The following is a 24,107-nucleotide window of genomic DNA, read 5'->3' on the forward strand; positions in this document are numbered from 1 at the left end:
CAGTCCGGGACCCTTATCGCCCCTCGCCGCCCCTCGCCGCCGTTCCCGGCCGAACTGCTTGCCTGCCGGGAAAATCCGCGTTCCGTTGAACGGTTTCGGTTCCTTCCGGCTTAAGGTTGGGTTCGGGCCGTGCCGTGGTAAAGCCGGGACATACTGCATCGCACCCCGCGCCTTCCCGCGCCGACATTACAGGTCCAATGACGCCGACGATTCCGGGACTTCGCCGCGCCGTGACAGAACCCTCCTCCGATGATCCCATGGTGACGGGACCGCAGGACCGGAGCCGCCGGGAGCTTTTCTTGCAGGCGAGCGCCGCCGCGCTGGCTCTCTCCCTCCCCGGCACCGCCTCGACCGCCTGGGCGGACGATGCCCCCGCCCTCCCCGCCGAGGGCGCGCCGTTCCTCGGCCATACGGTGCCCGACCTCGCCCGCGAGCTTGCCAAACGCCCCTATGCCGCCCCCCGCACCGACGACCTGCCCGGTGCCCTGACCGGGCTCAACCGAGAGCAGTACAACGCCATCCGGACCGTGCCGGGCAGCGCGATCTGGGCGAACGAGGCCTTCGGCTTCACCCTCGAGCCCCTGCATCGCGGCTCGGTCTTCACCGGCCGCGTGGCCCTGGCCCTGGTGGAGGACGGCACGGTGCGGCCGCTGGCCTACGACCGCGCCCGGTTCGAGGCGGAGGGCATCGCCCTGCCCGAGTTCAAGGACGATCCCGGCTACTCGGGCCTGCGCATCCGCGCCCGGTTCGATGGCGGCGAACTCACCAATTTCGCCACCTTCCAGGGGGCGTCGTTCTTCCGTCTCGTCGCCACCGGCCAGGGGTTCGGCGTCACCGCGCGCGCCCTCACCCTGCGCCCCGCCGATTCACGCGGCGAGGAGTTCCCCGAACTCCGCGCCATCTGGGTCGAGCGGCCGGGCCCCGGCGGCCCGCTGGTGCTGCATTGCCTCGTCGATTCCCCCTCGGCCACCGCGTCCCTGCGGATGAGCCTGAGGCCCGGCGGCGATTCGCTGTGCGATGTCGAGGGCACGGTGTTCGCGCGCGCGGCCATCGACCATCTCGGTCTCGGCGGCATGACCACGAGCTACCTCTTCGGCCCCTACGACCGGCGCGGTGCCGACGATGCCCGCGCCGGCGCCTATGCCTCCACCGGCCTGCAGATCCGCACCGGTGCCAATGAGGCGATCTGGCGTCCCGCGCGCAACCCGGAGACGCTGCAGGTCTCGTCCTTCGTCGACGAGAACCCCAAAGGGTTCGGCCTGATGCAGCGGGCGCGCAGCTACGCCGATTTCGAGGACGACGTGCAGCATTGGGAGTGGCGCCCGTCGCTCTGGCTCGAACCGTTCGGCAATTGGGGGCCGGGCGCGGTGACGCTCCTCGAAATCCCGAGCGATTCCGAGTTCAACGAGAACATCCTGGCCTATTGGCGGCCGAAGGCGACGCTGGCGGCGGGCACCGAGCATGCGTTCAGCTATCGCCAGCACTGGTGCTGGCAGCCGCCGGAGGCGCCGCCCGTGGCGCTCGTCTCCGGCACCCGCAGCGGCAAGGCGCCGGGGAGCAACCGCCGCCTCTTCCTGGTGGATTTCACCGGCGACATCCTGTTCGCCGATCCGGACCTGCAGCCGACGCTGCTGACGTCGCCCGGCACGGTGGCGGCCCCGACCCTCTATCGCTATCCCGACCGTAAGACGGTGCGGGTCTCCTTCGAGCTCGACACGGGCGGCGGGAAGTCCTGCGAACTGCGCCTCGTGCTCAAGCGCGGGGAGGCCTCCGTCACCGAAACCTGGCTCTACCGGTGGACACCCTGAACACGCACGCGCTTCCCCCCACCGCCCCGGCTTCCTTCCGGCCCGCGATGCCGCCCGAAGCCCCGCTGCCCATGCCGGTGCAGGCGCTCGACCGCTGGGACCCCGCATCTGGGCACCGTCCGGCCAAGCCCGCGCGACGGCCCTGGGCCGCCCGCGCCTTCGTCTTCGGCGGGGCGGCGCTGCTCACCGCCTACGGCGCCCTGGAGATGTACGAGGTCGTGGCCGTCTCGGGCGGGACGACGGCGCTGCAATACGTGCTGCTCGTGCTCTTCACCCTGAACTTCTCCTGGATCGCCCTCTCCTTCATGAGCGCGATCCTGGGCTTCGCCACGCTCCTGCGCCGGCCGAAGGCGCCGCTTCCGCCGACCCGGCTCGCCACGAAGACCGCCATCGTCATGCCGGTCTATAACGAGGCCACCGCCCGCACCTTCGCGGCCGTGGAAGCCATGCGGGCGGAGATCGACGCCACGGGCCTCGGCGAGGCCTTCGACTATTTCGTCCTGTCGGACTCGACGGTGGGCGATGCCTGGATCGCCGAGGAGCGCGCCTTCCTCGATCTGCGCGAGCGCTGGGGCGAGGATGCGCGGCTCTATTACCGGCACCGTGCGAAGAACCATCACCGCAAGGCCGGCAATATCGGCGACTTCGTCTCGCGCTGGGGCGGGGCCTACGACCACATGCTGGTGCTCGACGCCGACAGCCTGATGACCGGACCCTGCGTGGTCCATCTCGCCGCCGCCATGGAGGCGGACCCGGATTCCGGCATCATCCAGTCGCTGCCGCTCATCATCAACCGCAACACCCTGTTCGCCCGCGTCCAGCAATTCGCCGCCCGCATCTACGGCCCGGTCATCGCCACGGGCCTCTCGGTCTGGTCGGGCCGCGACGGCAATTACTGGGGCCACAACGCCATCATCCGCACCCGCGCCTTCGCGGAGGCCTGCGGTCTGCCCGATCTCAAGGGCAAACCGCCCTTCGGCGGCCACATCCTCAGTCACGATTTCGTCGAGGCGGCGCTGATCCGGCGGGCCGGCTGGAGCGTGACCATGCTGCCCGCCCTGCCCGGCTCCTACGAGGAGAGCCCGCCCTCCCTCATCGACGTCGCGGTGCGCGACCGGCGCTGGGCGCAAGGCAACCTCCAGCACAGCCGCGTCATCGGGGCGGCGGGGCTGACGCTGGCCTCGCGCCAGCATTTCGCCACCGGCATCGCCGGCTACGTCGCCTCCCCGCTCTGGCTCGGCCAGCTCGTGGTCGGTATCGCCCTGGTGCTCCAGACCGCCTATGTGCGGCCGGAATATTTCACCTCCGAATTCGGGCTCTACCCGGTCTGGCCGCGCTTCGACCCCGTGCGCGCGCTCCAGCTGTTCGGGCTCACCATGGGCATCCTGCTGGCGCCGAAGCTGCTAGGGCTGATCCTCGCCCTCATCGACGGGCCGGTGCGCCGGGCCTCTGGCGGCGCCATCCGCCTCGTCCTGTCGAGCCTCATCGAGACGATCCTCTCCGCGCTCATCGCCCCCATCGCCATGCTGATCCAATCCGGCTCGGTGTTCGAGATCTTGGTCGGGCGCGATACCGGCTGGAACCCGCAGCGGCGCGACGACGGGTCGATACCTTTGCGCGACATCGTCCGCCGCCACCGCTGGCACATGGTGCTGGGACTGGTGACCGGCATCGCCGCCTTCGCCATCGCCACCTCGCTGTTCCTCTGGATGTCGCCCACCATCCTCGGCCTCGTCCTGGCGATCCCGATCTCCTGGGCGAGCGGCCAGCTCTCCTGGGGCCTCGCCCTCAAGCGCCTCGGCCTGCTGATGACCCCGGAGGAGCGCGACCCGCCCGCCATCGCCGTCACCGCCGGGACGCTCGCGGCCCGCAACGCCGAGGCTGGCCTCGACGACTCGGATGCGATCCGCGCCCTCCACGCCGATGCGGGCTTCGCCGAAGCCCATGCCCTGATGCTGCCCGAGATGCCCAAACGTCCCCGCGGCGTGATCGACACGGACCGCGCCCTCGCCCAGGCCAAGGTGGTGGAGGCCGAGACCATCGCGGAGGCCGCCGAGTGGCTCAGCCCGAAGGAGCGCATGGCCCTCCTCCACGACCGCGCCCTCCTCGACCGCCTCACCCGCCTCGCGCCGGCGTGAGCTACGATCGTCACGCCTGTCGCGGGATGCGCTGACGAGCCCTCCTCCCCCTTGTGGGGAGGAGTTGGAGGTGGGGGTGGTCGGGCGACCCTCAAGCTGCGGAGGCTGGCGGAGCCACCCCCACTCCTAACCTCTCCCCACAAGGGCTACGGGCTACACAGGTTTTGCCTGAGCGTCCTTTTGAGCGTTGTCGCTTTTTCCCCTGGATGAGGAGGAGCGCATGTCGGGTTTCGGAGGCGGGAACGCGCTGACGCAGGCGCGGGGGTCGTGGTTGTTCGAGCGGATCGTGGAGACCGGGAGCGTGGTGCTGAGCGTGGTGGGGGGCGATCACGCCGGCACGGCCGCGGCACACCGCTACCTGGCCTCGCCTCAGAGCAGCGTTCCCACGGTCCTGTCCGCCCTGCGCGAGCGGGCGGTGGCGGCATGCCGGGGACGGCGTGTGGTGGCGGTGCAGGACACGACGGCGGTGAGCTTTGGCGAGGCAGGCGGGCGGCATGGTCTGGGGCCGGGCGGCGATGGCCGGCATCCGGGCTTCTTCATGCATCCGGTGGTGGCGGTGGACGCGCAGGACGAGGCCGTGCTCGGCCTCGTCGATGCGCAGGTCTGGACGCGCGGGGCGGCGCCGGTGGCGCTGCGCTGGAACCGGGGCGTGAGCGAGAAGGAGAGCCGGCGCTGGCTGGTCGGGACGCAGGCGGCGGACACGGCGCTGGCGGGGGTGGCCGAGCAGGTGGTCTCGGTGGCCGATCAGGAGGCGGACCTCTACGAGCACTTTGCCGATCACTCCGGGCGCGCGGTGCCGGGCAGCGCCCTGCTGGTTCGGGCGCGCCACGACCGGGTGCTGGTCGAGGGTGGACGGATGCTGGCGGTGTCGCAGGACTGGCCGGTGCTGGCGCGGGAGGCCGTGCCCATCCCGGCCACGCCCGGCCGGGCGGCGCGCACGGCGCAGGTGACGCTGCGCGCGGGCCGGGTGGGCCTGCCGCGCCCCGGCAGTGCCGGGCCCGGAACGCCGGCCGCTCTGACGTTGGGGCTGGTGCGGGTGGACGAGGTCGGGGGGCCCGCCGCGGGCGGACTGTGCTGGCATCTGCTGACGACGCTGCCGGTGGAGACGGTGGCGCAGGCCGCGGAGGTGGTGCGCCTCTACCGTCTGCGCTGGCGCATCGAAGAGGTGTTCCGCGCCCTCAAGAACGACGGCCTGCAACTGGAGGCGACGCAGATGCGGGTGCCCTCGAAACTGTTCCGGCTCAGTGTGCTGGCGCTGGGGGCGGCGGTGCGGATCCTGCAGCTGGTGGACGCCCGCGATGGCGGAATGCGGCCGATGAGCGACGTGCTCGACGCGAGCACGCGCCCGGTAGTGGCGGCCCTGGGACAGAGCCGGGAGCGGGCGACGGCGCGCCAGCGCAACCCTCACCGGGCCGGGTCCCTGGCCTGGCTGAGTTGGATCGTGGCCCGCTTCGGAGGCTGGAACTGCTACGGCAAGCCGCCAGGACCCAAGATCATGGCACGCGGCTGGGCAAGCTTCACCGCCGCCCTGACCGGAGCCCTCATCGATCACACAGAGCAAAACCTGTGTAGCCTGTAGCCACAAGGGGGAGAGGGACGCGGTCTGCCAACGAGGGCAGATGTGTGAATCCGGTAGCCCGCGTGAGACGGGGGGATCGACCGTGCCCGGAGCTCGTTTCCACGAGAGCCCGCGGATCCGGGCGGCCGATGCCGGCCCCCTGCCCGCTCGGCCGCCGATCCGGAAGGTCAGTCGGCGTTTCCCGAATCGGGTGCCTTGGCGAGACGGTCCGCCAGGGAGGCCTCGTACTGGATGAGGTCCTTGCCCCGCTTCATCGCCCGGTAGAAGTCCCGCGCCGCCACGTGGGCGTTGATGTCCCGGACATAGGGAGCCGTGGTCGGTACCGCCTCGAGCAATTCGCTCGCCTGGGCCACGAACAGGTTCTCGATCTCCGACACGTCGTCGGAGAGATAGAGCACCGTGAGAGTCAGGTAGAGGCGCTTGCAGGCCGTATCGGCCTCGCTCTCCGTGATGATGTCGGATTCGCGCAGGAACTTCGTCATCGTCTCGATGACGAAACTCGACCGCCGGGACCCGTTGCGGATCGCGGCCCCGCCGATCAGCAACCGCTCGAACGGCTTGAGTTCGATCTTCAGGGGCATGACCGGTCCTTCGGGCTCGGGCGGGATCATCGGTCCGGACGGTTAACAAGACGTCACCGCATTGGCGAGGGTTGCTTCGCGGAATCCGGCATCGCCCCGAAGGCCGCGAAAATACGGAGAATGCAGCGGATCCCCCACATGTTTCGTTAACCGTTCGCCTTAAGACCTTCGCAACGTCCTCGTGGTTTGGTGACGCTGCATCCAAAAAAGGGGTGCTTCCAGATCAGAATGGATCGGACCACATGTCTTCAGGCATCACGCTCACCGCGGCAACGCGCCAGAACCTGCTCTCGCTGCAGGGTACCGCCGACCTCCTGACCCAGACCCAGAACCGTCTGTCGACCGGCAAGAAGGTCAACTCGGCCCTCGACGATCCGACGAGCTTCTTCACCTCGCAGTCCCTGTCCGGCCGCTCGGGCGATCTCGGCTCGCTCCTCAACGGCATCTCAAACGGCGTCCAGACGATCCAGGCCGCCAACCAGGGCATCACCTCGATCCAGAAGCTGGTCGACTCGGCCAAGTCCACCGCCAACCAGGCGCTAGCCGACAAGAGCGCTGTAACGAGCGGCACGCCGGCAACGTCCGCAATCCTCTCGGCAGCGACGTCCTTCCAAGGTACGTCCACGGCGGCCACCGACGGCACGCAGGACTTCTCCGGCACCCGCAACGCCGTTTTCACCGTGAATGACGGCACCAATAATACTGTGATCACCCTCGATGCTTCCACGCTGAGCGGCGTGACGAGCAACGTCGGCAAGGCGACCGCTGATGACGTGGTCAAGGCAATCAATAACCAGCTGGCCAACGACACGACAAATCCTGCTGCGGTCTCTGCCTCCAAGACGACAGATGGTCGGATTGTTTTCACGTCGACTGCGACCGGTAAGGACGCAACGGCAACGGTCACTAACGCGACCGGCAACGAAGTCGATCTTGGATTTGGTACTGCCACAGCTGCACAGACAGCCAAGGGTGCTGATGCTAAGAACGGCGCCACAGCTGCAGCTGCAGAAGGTGCAGCAGTTGCTGGTTTGGCCACTGGTGGTACCGGCCCTGACTTCACGGGCGCAGCCGATGCGTCGTTCACGATCAAGCTCGGCGATGGCCCGGCCAAAAAGATCGAGCTGAACACGGCTGCGGATGCCACGCTCGGCGCTCTGACGGATGCAAAGGCGACGGACCTTGCCACCGCGATCAACAAGCAACTGAATGCCGATACCGGTTTCAAGGGTAAGGTCACGGCCGTTGGTGATGATACGACGGGTAAGGTGACCTTTACTTCGACGGCGACGGGTTCAGATCAGAAGATCACGATCGATGCGTCTTCCGCGACGACCGACACGGATATCGGTTTTGGTGCCGGTGCCACCGCAAAGCCGGTCGTGGCGAGCGGTGCTGGATCTGCCAGCGGCACCAACGCGACCCGCACCTCCCTCGCCAAGCAGTTCAACACGCTGCTGGATCAGATCACCCAGCAAGCGAAGGATTCGAGCTACAACGGCATCAATCTTCTGTACCGTTCGGGCACGGACAAGGCCGAGAACTCGCTGAAGGTCACTTTCAACGAGACGGGTTCGTCCAACCTGAACATCGAGGGTGCCAAGCTCGACTCCGATGGCCTTGGCCTGAGCTCGGTCACCGGTGGGTTCCAGTCCGACGACGAGATTAACAAGGCCCTGACGGCCATCACCGCCGCCACCAGCCAGCTTCGTGCCCAGTCCTCGACCTTCGGCTCCAACCTTTCGGTGGTGCAGAACCGTCAGGATTTCTCGAAGAACTTGATCAACATCCTCGACACCGGCTCGGCCAACCTGACGAACGCGGACCTCAACGAGGAAGCCGCCAACTCCCAGGCCCTGTCGACCCGCCAGTCGATCGGCATCTCGGCCCTCTCGCTCGCCAACACGGCGCAGCAGGGCATCCTGCAGCTTCTCCGCTAAGCGGATCAGCCGTCACGACACTAAGCGGCCGGGGGAAACCCCGGCCGTTTTCGTTCGCGCCACGTCCCGGCCCCGGCCGGATGGGGATTCTCGCGAGACGACCGGGCGAGCCACCACGATCCGACAGATAAGGGCGGTTCGGTCTCGCTGCCCCTCACGCTGCCGGGGACAAGGCCGCCGGATGACGGGATCGAGCCCGTTCAGCGACGGACGACAGCCCAGGCGTCGGCGAAGGCACGCCATCGCGCCTTCGCAACGGCTTGGAAGGATGGCCGAGTGGTTCGAGGAAGCGGACTTCAGATTCGCTTCCGGCCATTCCGCGCAGTCCCTCGAGATCAGCGACAGTATTGCCCGGGCTCGGTCTTTCGATCCGAAGGCGTTCGCTCGTCGTTCTCTGCCCCTGTCCGTATCGAGGCGTTGGGTGGACCAAAGGCGGTAGCACTCGTCCGGCCTTTGGCCCGCCGCCGAACGGCCGCCGGAGCGGAGCTCAGTTCGGCTCTGTCCCACCCGCGGGTGGCTTCTGCTCCGTGCAGACGATGGGGTGCTTGGACTGGTCGGTCCACGTGACCTCCTGGCCCTTGCCGCGCAGCTCGTGGGTGTCGTCGCCGTAGCGAAACCCTGAGCCCGAAGGCTGCGCCGGCAGAGTGATCTCCGGCCCTTCGGGAGGCCGGACGATCGCAGGCTGTGCCGGGTCGGAGGTGACGAACTCGACCGTGAGCAAGACATCCTTCGGGCACGAGAAGATCACCCGCTTCGTCGTTGCCCCCTCGCTGGCGGTCGCCCGGGACAGCGTCTTGTCGGGGGCCTCTGCGTGAGCGTGGATCGACATGCCGACCATGACGGCGGCAACGAGAAACGGCGACACCGTGTGAAGGCGCATCATCGAGAGCATCTCCGAGTTCAGCCTGATCGGCCGGAGGGCTGAGGACGCGCCCGACCGGAGGTCCCGTCAAGGATACGACCGCTCGGGATCATGATGATGGACCGGAACTCAGGGGCTCCGCGAGATCCCGATCGCCGCTCCTCGCCCATGACGATCCGACACGGGCCGCCAGGAGGGCCCTCCATCCGCGTCCGGTTCAACGTCAGTATCGGTCTCCCGGTCGGTATCCACTTCGGCTGAGAGCGCTCCAGCATGGCTGGCCCGCCCGTTCGAGGGGGCGAAAGACCGGAGTGGAACCAGCCTGCGAGCCATCACCGTTGTTCCGTCGAGGACGCCTCAGGTGAGGGCGACCGCAGGAGGCATGTCCATGCAGAGCAAGCTCACGAAGACGATCATCGGGGCTGTCATCGCCGTCGCTCTCGCGGCTGCCGTGTCCTATGGACTCATCAACCAGCAGACGGCGGATCAGCTGCAGACCAAGGCGAACCAGACGCTGTCGGACGACCAGGCTGCCCCCGGCACGGCGCCTCAGCAGCCGGCCCCCGCGCCGCAGGCCCCCAACCAGCAAGCGCCGACGCAGCCGACCCCCACGCCCGCACCTCGGCAGTGAGGCTGGCGGCACGGACATCCGCACGCCGTCTCGGTTCGCCGGCTGAAACCGCCCGGTAACCCTCCGGCTTTAGGCCTCGTTAGGCACGAAACCGCCGAACCGAGATGGATACCGATGACCAGGGACCAGCTTTCCGCCGAATTGTCGCGCATGGCGAAGATGCAGATCAGCGACATCACCCGGGCGGTGAAGAGCGGCGATAAAGCCATCGCCTTGAACGAGGTGAGCGACCTCGCGCTACGCTTGAATTTCCTCGCCGACGCCATCGCCGGCGTACCGGCTCCGGCTCCGGCCCCGGCACCGGCGGTTTCCCCCGCTCGCGTCCTCGATCCGGCGTGACCGCTGCATCGGAGTGGCGCGCGGAGCGCAATGGACGCTCCCGCGCCCGGCTTGAACGCTCGCTTCCCGCCCTCTTCCCGGTGCCGGTCCTGCAGCATGCGCTGTCACGTCCGCTGACGCCGCCCACGCCGCGCCTCGCCGTCGAGAGCTATTGGCGCAACCACGTCCTCCGGGCCGATCGCCTGGCGCGGGCACTGGCCGCACGCTCAGGCCAGCCGGAGGGATGGAAGTGGTGTCTCGGTTCGGAGAAGGGGTCGGGCCTCGCCGCGACCTTCCGGATGCCCCCTTCGCCCTATCGCGAGCCTGCGCACGCGCGAGGGCCCGGCCATTGCTGCATCTGCGGGCAGCCGGTCTTCCGCTTCGGCTGGCACAAGGATCTGTGGGGCACCGGCACGCCGAACAAGAACGCCCGCTGGCATTCGGCCTGCGTCACGGCCTGGAAGTTCTGGGTGGCGCCGAGCGACCAGGTGAAGGTTTTGAAGGCGCATCAGCGCCATCGCTGCGCCGCCTCCGGGAAGCGCCTGCTGAAGACGGCCGAGGTCGACCATCGCACGCCGCTCTATCGCGTCTGGCGCGAAGACCGCGACGCTGCTTGGCCGACATTGCTGGCCTATTGGGGCGCTCCGAACCTTCAGGTCGTGAACCGCGTTGTCCACGTGGAGAAATGCGGTGCGGAGGCAAGCGAGCGAGCGCTCCAGCGGCGGTCTTTCGTCTCGGACAATCCTCTCGATACGGAGGCTGACGCCATGATGCTTTTCTCGACATCGGCGTGAACCACTCGCCGTCGAAGCCTTTCCTCGGACCTGCTTCCCGCGCGCGATGGGTCATCACGCTACCGCTTCCGGAATTGGAGACGATCGAATGACGGATGACAAAGTCGGCCGGCAGGACCGTAAGGATACGAGGGCTGCCAAGGCCGCCGAACGTGCCGATACGGCTGGTCAGGTCTGGGAAGAAGTCAAAGTCCGTGAGACAGCGCGTGACGACCAGATCGTTCGGCTGAAGGCCCAGCGGCTCGAGCGCGATGCCGCGGATGCCGCTGCAGAGAAGCCTCCCACGAAGCGCTCGTAGCGAGTGGGCTTCAGGGCACTGACCAAAGCTGTCGGCTGCGGAATCCTAGGCCGAGCGGTGCGGGCCGATCGCAGCGCATCTGGTTTGAGACCGGGGGGCCATCGAAGCCGCCCTCCCCGGCGGCCACATGGAGCCGATGCACGAGGGACCGGGGATAGTTAGTGAGCGCTCGCGAGTTTCATGGTCACGAGTCCTGAGACGATGAGGACAGCCGCGATCATGCGGGTGAGGCTGGCTTCTTCTCCGAGGACCGTCACGCCGACCACGAAAGCGCCGATCGCGCCGATACCCGTCCAGATCGTGTAGGCAGTCCCCAGCGGCAGCGTTCGCATGGCCATGGCCAATAGCCCGAAGCTTCCGACCATCGCCACCAAGGTGATGACCGTCGGCCAGAGGCGGGTGAAGCCGTCCGACTGCTTCATCATGGATGCCCAGACGATCTCGAGAACACCGGCAATTCCGAGATAGACCCAAGCCATATCGGCCCTCTGCTTCAAGGGCCGGGCCGTCCCGGACTTCGACCCTGCAGGAGGGGGAGGACGTGGCCTCGCGAGTGCCTAATTAGCGAGCAGAATGCTTATTTTCAAGGCGGAAAAGTGCCGGTCATCCCCAAACGGGAATGGCGGCCCCTGAGATGCCGCCGCGCAGGAACACGCCTGTTCCATCCTTTCGACTGGACGATGGAGGCCCCTCGCTCGCGCATCGTCATTTTCCCGACCGCATCCGCGTAGGCCACCGCGCCAGGAACGAACCGCGCTCCGCGATCTTCTCTGAAAGACAGCAGCCCGTGGGAGAGCACAATGGACGACGATCGCGTCTGGTCCTTCGAGAAGAGTCTCTGGACCGGTGGGGCGGACCATTACCGTGAACTGGTCGACGACGAATGCCTGATGGTACTGCCGCAGCCCCCCTTCGTGCTGAGCGGCTCGCAGGCCATCGAGGCCGTCGCGGACACGCCCCGCTGGTCGGAGGTCGAGCTTTCCGGGGGACAGATCTCCCGTCCGCAGGAAGGGCTGATCGTCATCGCCTATCATGCGAAGGCCTCACGGGACGGCGAGACCTATCAGGCGCATTGCACCTCGACCTATCGCCGGCTGTCACACGAGGTCTGGCGCGTGGTTCAGCACCAGCAGACGCCGCCGCTGGTCGGCTCCACGGCCGAGAAGGCCGCTGGATAGATACGGCCATCCTCGACATCCGGACCCTGCGCTCGGCCCCCGAGAGCGGCGAGTCAGGCTTCCAGCGCAGCGGCCTGTCGCTCGAAACTGGCGAGGTCGAAATAATCCCGCCATTCCGTGATCGCGCCGTTGCCAACGCGCATGCTGCCCATGGTGGGAAGGGTGATGCGGCCGCCGTTCCGGTCGGTGAAGAGATCGAGCCTCTCGGTCAGAACCGTATCACCATCGTTTGCGATGTGCAGGAGCTGCCAGTCGACACGAATGCGACTGCCGGCGCCGAAGGTCTTATGGAAGCTTCGTGCGTTCTCCCGGCCACGGATCTCCGGCAGCGGGATGTTGTGGTAGACGACGTCCTCGGCCAGGAGATCGATCGCGTCATCGAAGCGATCTGCGTTGATGCGTTCGAAAAACAGACGCACCAGGGCGATCTCGGGGGTGTCTTCGATCATTGCGTGCCTCGTTGTCCCTCAATCGGCGTCGCCGGTCGTCGACCGAACTTCGAACGAGACCGCGCATGATGCCGGCAGCCGATCGACGCTGCCGGACGATCCTCACGGTCGGCGGACCACGTCACCGCAGCCCTCGTGCAGGGGAGAACCTACCCCCTCACGAAGGCGAGAATGTCGGCGTTGAGCGTGTCGGCATTGACGGTCAGCATACCGTGGCTGAAGCCGGGATAGGTCTTCAGGGTCCCGTTCCGGAGGAGCTTGATCGATTCCCGCGCCGCCGCCCCGATCGGCACGATCTGGTCGTCCTCGCCGTGCAGAACGAGGGTCGGGACGGTGATCGACGTCAGGTCGTCGCGCTGGTCGGTTTCCGAGAAGGCCGCAATGCCGTCGTAATGTGCCTTGGCACTGCCCATCATGCCTTGGCGCCACCAATTCGTGATCACGCCGGGCTGCACCGTCGCGCCATCGCGATTGAAGCCGTAGAAGGGCCCTGTCGGCACGTCGATGAAGAATTGCGCCCGGTTGGCGGCGAGCGCCTGACGGAAACCGTCGAAGACCTCGACCGGCAGGCCGCCCGGACTGCCGGCGGTCTTGAGCATGAGCGGCGTCACGGCGCTGACGAGCACGACCTTGGCGACCCGGCCGTCCGGTTGACCGTGCCGGGCGACATAGCGGGCGACCTCACCGCCCCCGGTGGAATGGCCGACATGGACGGCGTCGCGCAGGTCGAGGTGCCGGACGACGGCGGCAGCATCCGCGGCGTAAGCGTCCATCGTGTGCCCATCCGAGACCTGCGCCGAGCGACCGTGACCGCGCCTGTCATGTGCGACCACCCGGAAACCCTTCGCGAGGAAGAAGAGCATCTGCGTGTCCCAATCGTCGGAGGAGAGCGGCCAGCCATGGTGGAAGACGATGGCTGGCGCATCTCTCGGCCCCCAATCCTTGAAGAAGATGTCGACGCCGTCGGATGTAGAGACGTAGGGCATGGTCGTGTTCCTGCTGTTTGCCGAAGCAGTACGGATCGATGGAGCGTAGAGCGGGGGTCGTTTCAGGGGTGTGACAAGGCTGTTGTGCTTGGCCGCATTGCCCTCAGGCGAACCTGACGAGGTTGAGGGCCGGCAACGGCCCCCCTGGGAACTGTGCAAGACGGCCGCCATCCGCGAGAGAACCGAGGTCGATGCCGAAGAAGCCGAGCCGGTCGATGAGCGTACGAACCGTCGCTTTCGCCTCGGCATCGTCGCCTGAATAGAAGAGGACGCGCTGACCGCCTTCGCTGGCCGGATCGCCTGCCAGGAGCGGTGGCCGGAGATGGTTGAACGCCTTCACCACCCGGGCGCCGGGGACGAGGGTGGCGACGATCTCGGAGGACGAAACGCCCCCGAGATCCACCGGCTCGAACGACGGTGCCTCGATCGGATTGTTGGCGTCCACCACGATCCGGCCGCCGAAATCCGGCAGGCCGCCCAGCGCAGCCGGCAGCTTCGACCAATTGACCGCGACGATGATCATGTCCCGGGCGGCGGCGTCCTCGCGCGTGCCGGGCGTGATCGTCGGGCCTAACGAAGCAATGGCCTCGGCGAGGCTGTCTGGACCGCGACTGTTCGCGAGGATCGCCGGAATCCCGTGCCGAGCGAGGGCGCTGGCAATGGCACGGCCGATCTGGCCGGCGCCGATGATGCCGATGGAGGGCATGGAGAGGTGTCCTTGCGAGGGAGATCGAGAGGAGGCGTCAGGCGGATTGGCCACCGTCGACATTCAGTGTGGCGCCCGTGACGTACCCGGCGTCGGGACCGACGAGGAACGCGACCGCTCCGGCGATATCCTCCGGACGGCCGTAGCGGCCGAGGGCCGCGAGGCCCTTCAGTGTCGTGGCGAAGGGGCCGTCCTCGGGGTTCATCTCGGTGTCGATCGCACCCGGCTGGACGAGGTTGACGGTGATGTCGCGGGAACCGAGATCCCGTGCCCAGCCCCGCGTGTAAGCCGCCACGGCCGCCTTCGTGGCGACGTAGTCCGCCGCACCCGCGAAGGGGACATGCACGGCCCCTGTCGTGCCGATCGAGACGATGCGTCCCCCATGCGTCATCAGCGGAACGGCAGCGCGGACCGCGGCGGCGACGCCCTTCACGTTGATATCGAGTTGCCGATCGAACGCGGCACGGTCGGCTTCCGGATCGTCCACCATGCCGGTGACGAAGACGCCGGCCGAATTGACCAGGATGTCGAGCCGACCGAACGTGGCATGCGTCTGGCGGACCAGGCCGGCGAACTCGGATGCGTCAGCCTGGTCGGCCCTGATGGCGATGGCGCGGCATCCCGATGCCGTCAATTCGGCGACGATCCGGTCGGCCCGCTCCCGCGATGCGGAATAGCTGAAGGCCAGATCGGCGCCGTCACGCGCGAGACGACGAACGATGGCGGCGCCGATGCCACGCGATCCGCCGGTGACAAGGGCCACCTTGCCGGCGAGCGGTTGCGGGTCCTGGCCCATGATGCTGCTCCTGTCCTCTTGGGTGGAGCGAATATGGCCGAGGTATTGCGCTTGGTTTAGCCGGGATTGGGTTGCTACACCTTCAATCATCCCTTGAAGGTGGCATCGTGGAAACCCTGGCGAACCTGGAATCCTTCATCCGCAGCGCGGAGCACGGCAGCTTCTCCGAGGCCGCCCGGCGCTTGTCGCTGACTCCGGCCGCCGTCAGCCGGAACGTCGCCGTGCTGGAGCGGAACCTCGGTGTGCGGCTGTTTCATCGTTCGACGCGGAAGCTGAGTCTGACGGAAGCGGGCGAAACCTTCCGCCTCGCGGTCGCGGACAATCTGGAAGGCATCCAGGCGGCCATCGCCGGGATCGCCACCGCCGGCGGCGAACCGGCCGGTACCCTGAAAGTCAGCATGGCCCTGACATTCGGCACGATGCACATCCTGCCGCTCTTGCCGCCGTTCCTCGAACGCTATCCTCTGATCCGCCCGGAATGGCACTTCGAGAACCGTCGGGTCGATCTCGTCACGGAGGGCTACGACGCCGCGATCGGTGCCGGGTTCGACCTGGCGCCCGGTCTCATCGCTCATGCTCTGGCCCCCGCGCACGTCATCGCGGTCGCCTCGCCGGCCTACATGGAAGGCCGCCCACGTCCCGACGATCCGACCGGGCTTCAACCGCTCCAAGGCATCGTCCAGCGTTCGCTCCGGACCGGCCGCCTCCAGCAATGGACCATGCGCAATCCCGCAGGCGAGGACATGCCAGCGCACCTGTCTGCGACCATGGTCGTCAACGACCCGGCGGCGATGCAGGAAGCGGCTCTTCTCGGGCTGGGCGTCACCATGCTGGCGGTGCCCGACGTCCTGCCGGCATTGGAGGCTGGCCGCCTGATCCAGCTGCTGCCGGGTTGGTATGCCGATGCGGGAGCGATCTCGCTCTATTATGCCAGCCGAACCCTGCTGCCTGCCAAGACCCGCGCATTCGTCGACTGGGTCACCGAGGCGTTCAGGAATCGGCGTCTTGCCGAGCGCTTCGCGGGGCACCGTCTCTAGGTTCGTGTTTCGGCGCCGACGTCCGACGTGGCATGGCCCTAGAGCTGCGCCCGGCCACCTTGGGTCGGGTGCGGCTCTAGGCCTTTGTTTTGCCGCGCTCTTTTTCGCCGAACCGGCAGCCATTTCGGCGGTGAGCGCTCTAGTTCGGGATCAGCTCGCGGGCCGGGCCGCCCGTCTCCTGGCCACGGGCCTGGGCATAGCCCGGCAGAGCCGGGTTCTTGGCGTTTCCGCTGTCGGTGTCCGGCCCGCCGAGCCAATACGCGGATTGCGCCGGCGCCGGGATCGAGCCGGTGATCGTCGGGCTCTCCATCCGATGCGGGGTGGGCCGGGCCTCAGAGGCCCCGGTCAGGGCGGCGAGCGTGCAGGCGGACGCGAAAACGACGGCCGAAAAGGTCTTGATCATCGTCATGTCAGGTCTCCGGTGATTCCTGCTCGATCCGATCTCGTCGAGCAGTGATGCCGGACAGACGACGTCTTCGTCTGCTTATTCCATGACCCTATCGAAAAATTCCAACGCTATGATTGGGACCATATCCCGTGAACGAATACTCGGTGCCGGGTGCGAAGTTTTTCGTGCAGACGTGGAATAAACAGGATTTCGCGGCGTCCATGCCCCTGTCGCCGGCCCCGAAATCCGTTCGGTCCGGCCAGCGTGCCGACTGGAGCCCCGCCCATGCCAGGAGACAGGAGATGATGGACATGATGCGCCTCATCGAGCCGCTGATCCCGGCCCTGCGCCGCTACGCGCACGCCCTCCTGCGCAACCCGACCGATGCCGACGATCTGGTGCAGGATTGCCTCGAGCGGGCCGTCACCCGCTGGCACCAGCGCCAGGCCGACGGCGACGCGCGGACCTGGCTCTTCGCCATCCTCCACAATCTCGCCGTGACGCAGATGCGCCAGCGCGCCCGCCGCGGCGCCCACATGCCGATCGAGGACACGGCGGAGGCGAACCTCGCGGTGGCGCCGACACAGGAGAGCGGCCTGCGCCACCGGGACCTGATGACGGCGCTCGACGCGCTGCCGGAAGAGCAGCGCAGCGTGCTCCTGCTGGTGACGGTGGAGGGCCTGTCCTACGCCGAGACCGCCGACATCCTCGCGATTCCGACCGGGACCGTGATGTCCCGCCTGTCCCGGGCCCGGGACCGGATGATCCAGTCGATGGACGGCACCGAAGCCTCCGTCCCCGCCAAGCGCCCGCTCCTGCGGAGGGTGAAATGAGCATGCGTCCGATCGGTGACGACGATCTCCAGGGCCTCGTGGACGAGCGGCTCGATACGGCGCGGAAGCGCGAGGTCGAGGCCTATCTCGACTCCCATCCCGAGGCGCGGATCCGGGTCGAGCGCATGGTCGCCCTGCGTGAGGACATGCGGGCCGCCTTCGCGCCCATCGCCGCCGAGCCGGTTCCGGCCCGGTTGAACCTGGCGCGCATCGTCGAGGCGCGCCGCCGGCCGGCCCGGTCGGCTTTGCAGGCCCTTCCAATCTGGCAGGCGATGGCGGCGGGGCTGCTGCTCCTCGTCGGAGGCGCCGGTGGCTGGGGCCTGCGCGAGGTGGTCTCGCCCGTGCCGACCGGCATCGAGGCGCTGGCCCAGTCCGCGAGCATGAACTACGCGGTCTATGCGCCCGACCACACCCGCCCCGTCGAGCTCGCCGCCGCCGACCGGGACGAACTCGCCGGCTGGTTTTCCGCCCGGATGAAGCGGCCGGTCGCCGTGCCGGACCTGAGCGGCTCCGGCTACCGCCTCATGGGCGGGCGTCTCGTCGCCACGCAGCAGGGGCCCGCCGGGCTGCTGATGTACGACGATGGGCACGGCGCGCGCTTCGTCATGTTGATGCGGCCCATGAGCGTACCCGGCGACGCGCCGATGCGCGCCCACACGACGGAGACGTCGAACGGCTACGCCTGGGCCCAGGACGGGCTCGGCTACAGCCTCGTGGGTGCGGCCGACCCCACGATCCTGCACCCGCTCGCCAACGAGATCCGCCGCGCCACCGCGAAAGCCATCTGAAGGCCCGATATGTCCCTCCTGAACGACCTCACCGGGGCCGATCCGGCCTTGAGCCCGCGTGCCGCTTGTCTCCGCCTCGCCGCCATCGGGGCGCTCGTCGTCGGCACGACGGGGGCCTTCGCCTATGCGGGCGGCTGGCTCTCTCCGGGGGACCTGACCCAGGCGCGGATCGTCGACCGCTTCGAGCAGGTGAATGGCCCCCATCCGGGCTTTCGGCGCAACCACGCCAAAGGGCTCTGCCTCGCCGGGCGCTTCGAGAGCAGCGGCCGGGGCGCGCGTTTGTCGACGGCATCGCTCTTCACTGCGGGACGGGTCACGCCCATCACCGGCCGCATCGCGCTGGCGGGCGGCCAGCCCTATGCGGCGGACGCGGCCACGACGGTGCGCAGCCTCGCGCTGCGTTTCCACCTTCCCGACGGTGAGGAATGGCGCACCGGCAACAACGACATCCCGGTCTTCCCGGTCCGCAGCCCGGAGGGGTTCTACGCGCAGCTTCTCGCCGCCAAGCCCGATCCGGCCACGGGCAAGCCCGATCCGGAGGCGCTCAAGGCGTTCTTCGCCGCGCATCCCGAGAGCGCGAAAGCGGCTTCCCTGATCAAGGCGCGAACCATCACCTCAGGCTTTGCCGACGACACCTTCCGGAGCCTGAACGCCTTCCGGTTCATCGCCGCGGACGGGACCCGGACGCCGGTGCGCTGGGCGTTCGTGCCGGAACAGGCCGCGACGGCGGAGAGCCCGGCCCAAAGGGCTCGCGCGGACAAGAACGTTCTGTTCGACGACTTCGACTCTGCCGTCCGCCGGGCGCCCGTGCGGTGGCATCTCGTCGTCACCCTGGGGCAGCCCGGCGACCCCACGGCCGATGCGACGCTTCCCTGGCCGGTTGAGAGGCAGAGCCTGGACGTCGGGACCGTGATCGTCACGGACACGCAGCCGGAAGCGGACGGCAATTGCCGCGACGTCAATTTCGATCCTCTCGTCCTGCCCACAGGCATCATGGGATCGGACGATCCGCTGCTCAGCGCCCGTTCGGCGGCCTATTCGCAATCCTTCACGCGCCGCGCCGGCGAACCGAAAATGCCGAGCGCCGTCCAGAACACGCCTGCATCGGGAGCCGGATTGTGAGCCACACCGCGCGCTTCAACCTGCCGGCCCGGCTGCTGCACTGGACCATGGCGGCCCTGATCCTCGCCATGCTGTTCATCGGCGTGGCGATGGTGACCTCGCTGGCGCATTACCACACCCTGGTCGCGCTGCACCGCCCACTCGGGATCGGCATCCTGGTCCTCGCGCTGCTGCGCCTGCTCAACCGCTGGCGCCATCCTCCGCCCGGCCTGCCGTCGGACCTTCCGGGCTGGCAGCGGCGGGCGGCTCATGTCTCGCACGTCTTGCTCTATGGGCTGATGCTCGCTCTGCCGCTGGTCGGCTGGGCGATGCTGTCGGCGGCCGGCTATCCGATCGGGCTCGTTGGCTCCCTCGTCCTGCCGCCGATCCTGCCGCGCGATCCAAGTCTCTATGCGTGGCTCCGTCCGCTTCACACACTCCTGGCCTACACCCTGTTCGGTCTCGTCCTCGCCCATCTGGGGGCGGCCCTGATGCACGGTTTGATCCGCCGGGATGGCGTCTTCTCCAGCATGGTCGCGCGCCCGACGGCGTCCCGGTCCCAGTAACGTCGAGGCAGGCTGCAAGGCGAAACACAGTGAACGATCGCGCAATAGGCAGGGTGCTCATCGCCGGCGGCGGCATCGCGGGCCTGGCCATCAACCTGCCGGGCAACGCGGTCCAGGCTCTCGGCCAACTCGGCCTGGAAGACGCGCTCCGCTCGCGCAGCGGGCGGAGTGGGGCACGGTCGGTCCGCGCTACGAAGCGCTGCGCCGGCCCCGCGTGGCCCATGTCCAGGCCATGACCGATCGCCTGTCCCGCTCTGCGCGGATGCCGGGCCGGAAACCTCCTGCTTCCCGTGATCGGCCCGCGCAGCTACCGCGCGACTTACTCGCCGCTCCGCACGCCGGTCTCGGCCTGAGCCTGGCTGCGGCGATTGCTCGGCCTCTTCGCGGTCGAGGTTCTCGGCCTTGGTGCCGCGCAGGCCGGTCCGGCCCATGAGAACCGCGGCAGGATCGGTTCGTTGGCCCGGCGGCACATAAAAGTGCTTCCAGCAAAAAATGGAGCGCACCCCTCTAGACGACCGGTCTAATTCAGACTAGTTAAGGGTCATGGCACGCGTCACCGCACATACCGACACCCGACAGGGCATCCTCGATACCGCCTACGGCCTCGTGGGCGCGAAGGGTTTCTCAGGGGTGGGTCTCAATGAGATTCTGGCCACGGCCGGCGTGCCCAAGGGGTCGTTCTACCACTATTTCGGCTCGAAGGAGGCCTTCGGCGAGGCTCTTCTGGCGGACTACTTCGAAAGCTACCTTGCCGATCTCGACACAACCCTCGCTGAGCCCGGCTTGAGCCATGCCGAGCGACTGATGAACTACTGGCGGAAATGGCAGGCAACGCAGGGAAGCATTGACGACCAGCGCAAGTGCCTCGCGGTGAAGCTCGCGGCGGAGGTCTCGGACCTGTCCGAGGCCATGCGCCTTGCCCTCAAGAGCGGGACCGCCGGGATCATCGAACGCCTGTCGGGAGCGATCGCGGCGGGCGTGGCGGAGGGCTCGCTCACAGTCGAGGGCGAGCCGCGGACGATCGCCGAGATGCTCTACCACGTCTGGCTGGGTGCGAGCCTGATGGCCAAGATCGTCCGGACCGACGCACCGTTCGAGGCTGCCATGGGGACGACCCGGCGCATCCTCGGCCTCAGCTCGCATTGACCCACCTCATTCCGACGTTGCCGAGAACCACCTTTTACAGGCCCAAAAACGAGACGACCGGTCTATTTTTTACCGGCAGACGATCACCTTCCTCGGGCCGGCCGGCGAACAGAACCCAGACGGAGAAAACCCATGCCCCACCACACGAAGACATCTGTCGCCGCGACCCTCCCCTTTACCGGGCTGATGGCGTTCCTGACCATGCCGGAAGCAACTGCGCAGGAACGGATCACCCTCGAGACGATCGGCGCCGTCCGCATGGCGCGGTTCGAGGAGGTCCGTGGCGCGAACCCGGAGCTCCGCCCCTCCCAAGCGGCGCCGGTGCGAGATCCGGCCACGGGACGCACCGCAAAGGCGCGATAGCGCCGGTCCACCTTCCCCGAGCCGCCACCGTGCGGACCCGGCGAAAGGCCCGATAACCCAAGACGTCCTGCTCACCCCAAGCGAAAGATCCGGAGAACAACGATGAAGATCCTCATGGTGCTGACCTCGCACGACCGCCTCGGCGATACCGGCCGGAAGACCGGCTTCTGGCTGGAGGAACTCGCGGCCCCCTACTACGTGTTCAAGGATGCGGGCGCGGAGGTGGTCCTGGTGTCGCCCGAGGGCGGCCGCCCACCGCTCGATCCGAAGAGCGCCGAGCCGAGCTTCCAGACCGACACGACGCGCCGCTTCGAAGCCGACGCGGCGGCCATGGCGGTGCTCGCCGAAACGGGCAGGCTCGACGCCGTCGGCCACGAGGGCTTCGACGCCGTCTTCTATCCCGGCGGTCACGGGCCCCTCTGGGACCTCGCAGAGGACCCGGCCTCGATCAGGCTCATCGAAACGACGCTCGGCGCGGGCAAGCCCGTAGCCCTGGTCTGTCACGCCCCCGGCGTCCTGCGCCATGCCAAGGCGGAAGGCGGGAAGCCCCTCGTCGAAGGCCGGAACGTCACCGGCTTCACGAACACCGAGGAGGAGGCCGTCGGTCTCACCCAGGTGGTTCCATTCCTGGTCGAGGACGAGCTCAAGCGGAACGGAGGTCTCTACGCCAAGGGAGCCGATTGGGGACCCTTCGTCGTCACGGACGGCCTGCTCGTCACCGGCCAGAACCCGGCCTCCTCCGGCCCCGCCGCCGAGCGCCTCGTCGCCCACCTCGCGAACCGCTGAGGATGCGGGCGCCCGAGGTGGCGCCCGCACCCGACCACCCGCTCGAACCATGATCGTCGCTTGGCCGAGCCAGCGCGATCCGGCCGCACCGGCGGTCTCGAAGGATCTCATCCCATGGCCACCGACATCCTCTTCTCGGACGCGACCCGTCTCGCAGAGCTGATCCGCACCCGGCAGGTCTCGCCTGTCGAGGTGGTGCAGGCCCATCTCGACCGCATCGCGGCGGTCGATTCCAAGGTCAACGCGATCGTCACCGTCGCGGAGAATGCACTTTCCGTCGCGAAGGAGGCCGAGGCAGCGGTCATGGCGGGCAGGGAGCTCGGCCCCCTGCACGGCGTGCCGTTCACCGTCAAGGATTCCATCGACACCGCCGGCGTGATGACCCAGCGCGGCTCACCCATCTTCAAGGGCCGCACTCCCGACACCGACGCGACCAGCGTCGCCCGCATGAAGAAGGCCGGCGGCATCCTGCTCGCCAAGACCAACCTGCCGGAGTTCTCCTACTGGATCGAGAGCGACAACCTGCTCTCCGGCCGCTCGAACAACCCTTGGGATCTCACCCGTACACCGGGCGGATCGAGCGGCGGCGAGTCGGCGGCCATCGCGGCGGGCATGTCGCCGCTGGGCCTCGGCACCGACCTCGCCATCTCGGTACGCGGACCGGCGGCGCAGACCGGCATCGTCTCGCTGAAGGGGACCCATGGGCGTGTGCCGATGACCGGCATCTGGCCACGGGCGCCCCGCCGCTTCTGGCATGTCGGCCCGATGGCGCGCAGCATCCGCGACCTCGCGCTCGCCTTCTCGCAACTGGCCGGCCCCGATGGACTGGACGCCTTCGCGACCGGCGCCGTCCCGTTCGACGCCGGTATCGGCGCCGCGCCGGACCGCAAGCTTCGCGTCGGCTGGATGGTCGGGCCGGGCTTCGGTCCCATCGACACGGAGGTGGTGGCGACCGTCAAGGCGGCGGCCGAGGCGCTCGAGGGCGAGGGGCACCCCGTCGAGGAGGTCCACATCCCGGCACTGGAGCGCGACTTCGCCCTCGACGTGTTCAACAAGCTCCACGTCATGGAGATGAAGCCGGCCTTCCGGGAGGCGACCGCCGGGCACGAGGACCAGATGTACACGATGGCCAAGACCATGCTGTCGCTGCCCGACACCTCGATGGAGGATTACATCGCGGCCGAGCAGGCGGCGGAGCGTCTCCGGGACGGCTATGCGACCTACTTCCGAGATTACGACGTCCTTCTCACCCCGGTGCTGCCGGTGCCGGCGCACGAACACGGCATCACCGAACTCGTCGTGAACGGCGAGACGGTCGACCTGACCTACCTGCAGGGCGCGACGGTGCCCCTGAACGTGACGGGCTTGCCCGGGCTGTCGATGCGCTTCGGGACCAGCCGGGAGGGTCTGCCCATCAACGTGCAGTTGGTGGGGCGCTGGCAGGCAGAGACCACGATCCTGCACGCCGCCGCGGTACTGGAGAGCGTCAGCACAGTCCGCGGCCTGCACCCGAGCCTTTGACGGGCGGGAACCTGCCGGAGAGCGCTTCGGGGTCCCCGCCCATGACCGGAGGTCGAACGGCGGAAATGCCTGCTCGAAAAGGGCATGGGCGGGGCTGGGGGCGACGGGGCACGAGGTATCCGGTCCCCGAGAAGCTGAGATCATCCGGCTGGTCGAGCCGTTTCACCTGCCGGTACGGGCCACCCTGGAGAAACCTGGTATCTCGCGTGCCACCTTCTACCGCCGGTACGCGGCCCACCGGAGCGGCGGCCCCGAAACCCTGCCAACCGCCCTGCCCTCACATCTGCTTCCACGACCTGCGGCACAGCCACGCGACGCAGATGTCGACGAGCGGCATCCACCCCAAGATCGCGCAGGAGCGCCTCGGCCATTCCAGCATCGGCATCACCCTCGATCTGTACTCCCGCGTGATGCCCGGAATGCAGGAGGATGCCGCCGCGAAGGTTGACGCTGCCATGCGCGCCGCCATAGACAAGGCGGCCGGATGATTGGGTATAAATCCGGCAGCGACGGA

General features: G+C 68.0%; 28 protein-coding genes and 1 pseudogene. 21 read left to right on the plus strand and 8 right to left on the minus strand.

All coding sequences use genetic code 11. The annotated features are described in order from the left end of the window. Window positions 1–197: 197 nt before the first annotated feature. From ACYQOP_RS19220 to ACYQOP_RS19230, 3 genes are all read left to right on the plus strand, one after another. Window positions 198–1,808 carry an OpgD/OpgG family glucan biosynthesis protein gene (locus ACYQOP_RS19220; RefSeq protein WP_461223488.1) on the plus strand — a complete coding sequence of 537 codons (1,611 nt, stop codon included), beginning with the start codon at window positions 198–200 and terminating at the stop codon, window positions 1,806–1,808. Further along, a complete protein-coding gene (gene mdoH, locus ACYQOP_RS19225; protein WP_461223489.1) occupies window positions 1,796–3,946 on the plus strand; it encodes a glucans biosynthesis glucosyltransferase MdoH in 2,151 nt (716 codons plus the stop codon). Before ACYQOP_RS19220 ends, mdoH begins: the two co-directional genes overlap by 13 nt. A gap of 220 nt (window positions 3,947–4,166) precedes the next feature. Further along, on the plus strand, window positions 4,167–5,525 hold the full coding sequence (locus tag ACYQOP_RS19230) for an IS4 family transposase (protein ID WP_461222530.1): 1,359 nt from the start codon (window positions 4,167–4,169) through the stop codon (window positions 5,523–5,525). 167 nt (window positions 5,526–5,692) lie between these two features. Here ACYQOP_RS19230 and ACYQOP_RS19235 read toward each other — a convergent pair whose 3' ends face one another. Next, window positions 5,693–6,106, minus strand: a complete 414-nt coding sequence (locus ACYQOP_RS19235; RefSeq protein ID WP_207411256.1) for a flagellar biosynthesis repressor FlbT — start codon at window positions 6,104–6,106, stop codon at window positions 5,693–5,695. Between the two features lie 242 nt (window positions 6,107–6,348). Here ACYQOP_RS19235 and ACYQOP_RS19240 point away from each other — a divergent pair, with 242 nt between their 5' ends. After that, window positions 6,349–8,046: a flagellin N-terminal helical domain-containing protein gene (locus ACYQOP_RS19240; protein ID WP_207411257.1), complete on the plus strand. Its 1,698-nt coding sequence runs from the start codon at window positions 6,349–6,351 to the stop codon at window positions 8,044–8,046. 487 nt (window positions 8,047–8,533) lie between these two features. Here the strand turns inward: ACYQOP_RS19240 and ACYQOP_RS19245 are convergent, their stop codons facing one another. Then, entirely contained in the window at window positions 8,534–8,929 is a 396-nt protein-coding gene (locus ACYQOP_RS19245; RefSeq protein ID WP_461223490.1) for an MliC family protein, read from the minus strand. A gap of 367 nt (window positions 8,930–9,296) precedes the next feature. On the opposite strand from ACYQOP_RS19245, the gene ACYQOP_RS19250 reads away from it, so the two are divergent. The 4 genes from ACYQOP_RS19250 to ACYQOP_RS19265 all read left to right on the plus strand — a co-directional run bounded on the left by ACYQOP_RS19250 (window position 9,297) and on the right by ACYQOP_RS19265 (window position 10,949). Then, on the plus strand, window positions 9,297–9,539 hold the full coding sequence (locus ACYQOP_RS19250) for a hypothetical protein (protein ID WP_461223491.1): 243 nt from the start codon (window positions 9,297–9,299) through the stop codon (window positions 9,537–9,539). A gap of 114 nt (window positions 9,540–9,653) precedes the next feature. Further along, on the plus strand, window positions 9,654–9,878 hold the full coding sequence (locus ACYQOP_RS19255; protein WP_461223492.1) for a hypothetical protein: 225 nt from the start codon (window positions 9,654–9,656) through the stop codon (window positions 9,876–9,878). Continuing rightward, window positions 9,875–10,651, plus strand: coding sequence for a hypothetical protein (locus ACYQOP_RS19260; RefSeq protein ID WP_461223493.1), 777 nt, complete (start codon window positions 9,875–9,877; stop codon window positions 10,649–10,651). Before ACYQOP_RS19255 ends, ACYQOP_RS19260 begins: the two co-directional genes overlap by 4 nt. Before the next feature lie 88 nt (window positions 10,652–10,739). After that, window positions 10,740–10,949, plus strand: a complete 210-nt coding sequence (locus tag ACYQOP_RS19265) for a hypothetical protein (RefSeq protein ID WP_461223494.1) — start codon at window positions 10,740–10,742, stop codon at window positions 10,947–10,949. A gap of 158 nt (window positions 10,950–11,107) precedes the next feature. On the opposite strand, the gene ACYQOP_RS19270 is transcribed toward ACYQOP_RS19265, so the two are convergent. Further along, on the minus strand, window positions 11,108–11,428 hold the full coding sequence (locus ACYQOP_RS19270) for a DMT family transporter (protein ID WP_207411260.1): 321 nt from the start codon (window positions 11,426–11,428) through the stop codon (window positions 11,108–11,110). Between the two features lie 321 nt (window positions 11,429–11,749). On the opposite strand from ACYQOP_RS19270, the gene ACYQOP_RS19275 reads away from it, so the two are divergent. After that, window positions 11,750–12,127 (plus strand): DUF4440 domain-containing protein, encoded by a 378-nt coding sequence (locus ACYQOP_RS19275; protein WP_056452601.1) that lies wholly within the window; start codon window positions 11,750–11,752, stop codon window positions 12,125–12,127. A 53-nt stretch (window positions 12,128–12,180) separates the two neighbouring features. Here the strand turns inward: ACYQOP_RS19275 and ACYQOP_RS19280 are convergent, their stop codons facing one another. The 4 genes from ACYQOP_RS19280 to ACYQOP_RS19295 all read right to left on the minus strand — a co-directional run bounded on the left by ACYQOP_RS19280 (window position 12,181) and on the right by ACYQOP_RS19295 (window position 15,064). Beyond that, complete coding sequence (locus tag ACYQOP_RS19280; protein WP_461223495.1) at window positions 12,181–12,576, minus strand: limonene-1,2-epoxide hydrolase family protein; 396 nt, start codon at window positions 12,574–12,576, stop codon at window positions 12,181–12,183. A gap of 149 nt (window positions 12,577–12,725) precedes the next feature. Continuing rightward, the gene (locus tag ACYQOP_RS19285) at window positions 12,726–13,562 is read right to left on the minus strand and encodes an alpha/beta fold hydrolase (RefSeq protein ID WP_461223496.1); all 837 of its coding nucleotides are present in this window, start codon (window positions 13,560–13,562) and stop codon (window positions 12,726–12,728) included. A 103-nt stretch (window positions 13,563–13,665) separates the two neighbouring features. Continuing rightward, window positions 13,666–14,268 carry an NADPH-dependent F420 reductase gene (locus tag ACYQOP_RS19290; protein ID WP_461223497.1) on the minus strand — a complete coding sequence of 201 codons (603 nt, stop codon included), beginning with the start codon at window positions 14,266–14,268 and terminating at the stop codon, window positions 13,666–13,668. A 37-nt stretch (window positions 14,269–14,305) separates the two neighbouring features. Further along, window positions 14,306–15,064, minus strand: a complete 759-nt coding sequence (locus tag ACYQOP_RS19295) for an SDR family oxidoreductase (protein WP_461223498.1) — start codon at window positions 15,062–15,064, stop codon at window positions 14,306–14,308. A gap of 107 nt (window positions 15,065–15,171) precedes the next feature. Between ACYQOP_RS19295 and ACYQOP_RS19300 the strand changes: the two genes are divergently transcribed. Beyond that, on the plus strand, window positions 15,172–16,101 hold the full coding sequence (locus tag ACYQOP_RS19300) for a LysR substrate-binding domain-containing protein (protein ID WP_461223499.1): 930 nt from the start codon (window positions 15,172–15,174) through the stop codon (window positions 16,099–16,101). Window positions 16,102–16,240: 139 nt separating this feature from the next. Here the strand turns inward: ACYQOP_RS19300 and ACYQOP_RS19305 are convergent, their stop codons facing one another. Continuing rightward, complete coding sequence (locus ACYQOP_RS19305) at window positions 16,241–16,510, minus strand: hypothetical protein (RefSeq protein WP_461223500.1); 270 nt, start codon at window positions 16,508–16,510, stop codon at window positions 16,241–16,243. Window positions 16,511–16,791: 281 nt separating this feature from the next. Between ACYQOP_RS19305 and ACYQOP_RS19310 the strand changes: the two genes are divergently transcribed. The 11 genes and pseudogenes from ACYQOP_RS19310 to ACYQOP_RS19360 all read left to right on the plus strand — a co-directional run bounded on the left by ACYQOP_RS19310 (window position 16,792) and on the right by ACYQOP_RS19360 (window position 24,081). Beyond that, entirely contained in the window at window positions 16,792–17,322 is a 531-nt protein-coding gene (locus ACYQOP_RS19310; protein ID WP_056425944.1) for a sigma-70 family RNA polymerase sigma factor, read from the plus strand. Further along, window positions 17,319–18,110, plus strand: coding sequence for an anti-sigma factor family protein (locus ACYQOP_RS19315; protein ID WP_461223501.1), 792 nt, complete (start codon window positions 17,319–17,321; stop codon window positions 18,108–18,110). Before ACYQOP_RS19310 ends, ACYQOP_RS19315 begins: the two co-directional genes overlap by 4 nt. A 9-nt stretch (window positions 18,111–18,119) precedes the next feature. Continuing rightward, window positions 18,120–19,232: a catalase family peroxidase gene (locus tag ACYQOP_RS19320; RefSeq protein ID WP_461223502.1), complete on the plus strand. Its 1,113-nt coding sequence runs from the start codon at window positions 18,120–18,122 to the stop codon at window positions 19,230–19,232. Next, window positions 19,229–19,777, plus strand: coding sequence for a cytochrome b (locus ACYQOP_RS19325; RefSeq protein WP_461223503.1), 549 nt, complete (start codon window positions 19,229–19,231; stop codon window positions 19,775–19,777). The genes ACYQOP_RS19320 and ACYQOP_RS19325 overlap by 4 nt, the downstream gene beginning before the upstream one ends. Before the next feature lie 29 nt (window positions 19,778–19,806). Continuing rightward, window positions 19,807–20,013: a hypothetical protein gene (locus tag ACYQOP_RS19330; protein ID WP_461223504.1), complete on the plus strand. Its 207-nt coding sequence runs from the start codon at window positions 19,807–19,809 to the stop codon at window positions 20,011–20,013. 307 nt (window positions 20,014–20,320) lie between these two features. After that, complete coding sequence (locus ACYQOP_RS19335; protein ID WP_461223505.1) at window positions 20,321–20,923, plus strand: TetR/AcrR family transcriptional regulator; 603 nt, start codon at window positions 20,321–20,323, stop codon at window positions 20,921–20,923. 132 nt (window positions 20,924–21,055) lie between these two features. After that, window positions 21,056–21,286, plus strand: a complete 231-nt coding sequence (locus ACYQOP_RS19340; RefSeq protein WP_461223506.1) for a hypothetical protein — start codon at window positions 21,056–21,058, stop codon at window positions 21,284–21,286. A 102-nt stretch (window positions 21,287–21,388) separates the two neighbouring features. After that, window positions 21,389–22,072, plus strand: coding sequence for a type 1 glutamine amidotransferase domain-containing protein (locus ACYQOP_RS19345; protein WP_056425876.1), 684 nt, complete (start codon window positions 21,389–21,391; stop codon window positions 22,070–22,072). A 114-nt stretch (window positions 22,073–22,186) separates the two neighbouring features. Next, the gene (locus ACYQOP_RS19350; protein WP_461223507.1) at window positions 22,187–23,593 is read left to right on the plus strand and encodes an amidase; all 1,407 of its coding nucleotides are present in this window, start codon (window positions 22,187–22,189) and stop codon (window positions 23,591–23,593) included. 77 nt (window positions 23,594–23,670) lie between these two features. Next, window positions 23,671–23,855 (plus strand): annotated as a pseudogene (locus ACYQOP_RS19355) (IS3 family transposase); the annotation flags it as partial. Next, window positions 23,800–24,081: a tyrosine-type recombinase/integrase gene (locus tag ACYQOP_RS19360; protein WP_461223508.1), complete on the plus strand. Its 282-nt coding sequence runs from the start codon at window positions 23,800–23,802 to the stop codon at window positions 24,079–24,081. The pseudogene ACYQOP_RS19355 and the gene ACYQOP_RS19360, both read left to right, overlap by 56 nt. Window positions 24,082–24,107: the final 26 nt, after the last annotated feature.

This window comes from Methylobacterium sp. CM6247 (genome assembly GCF_054817925.1).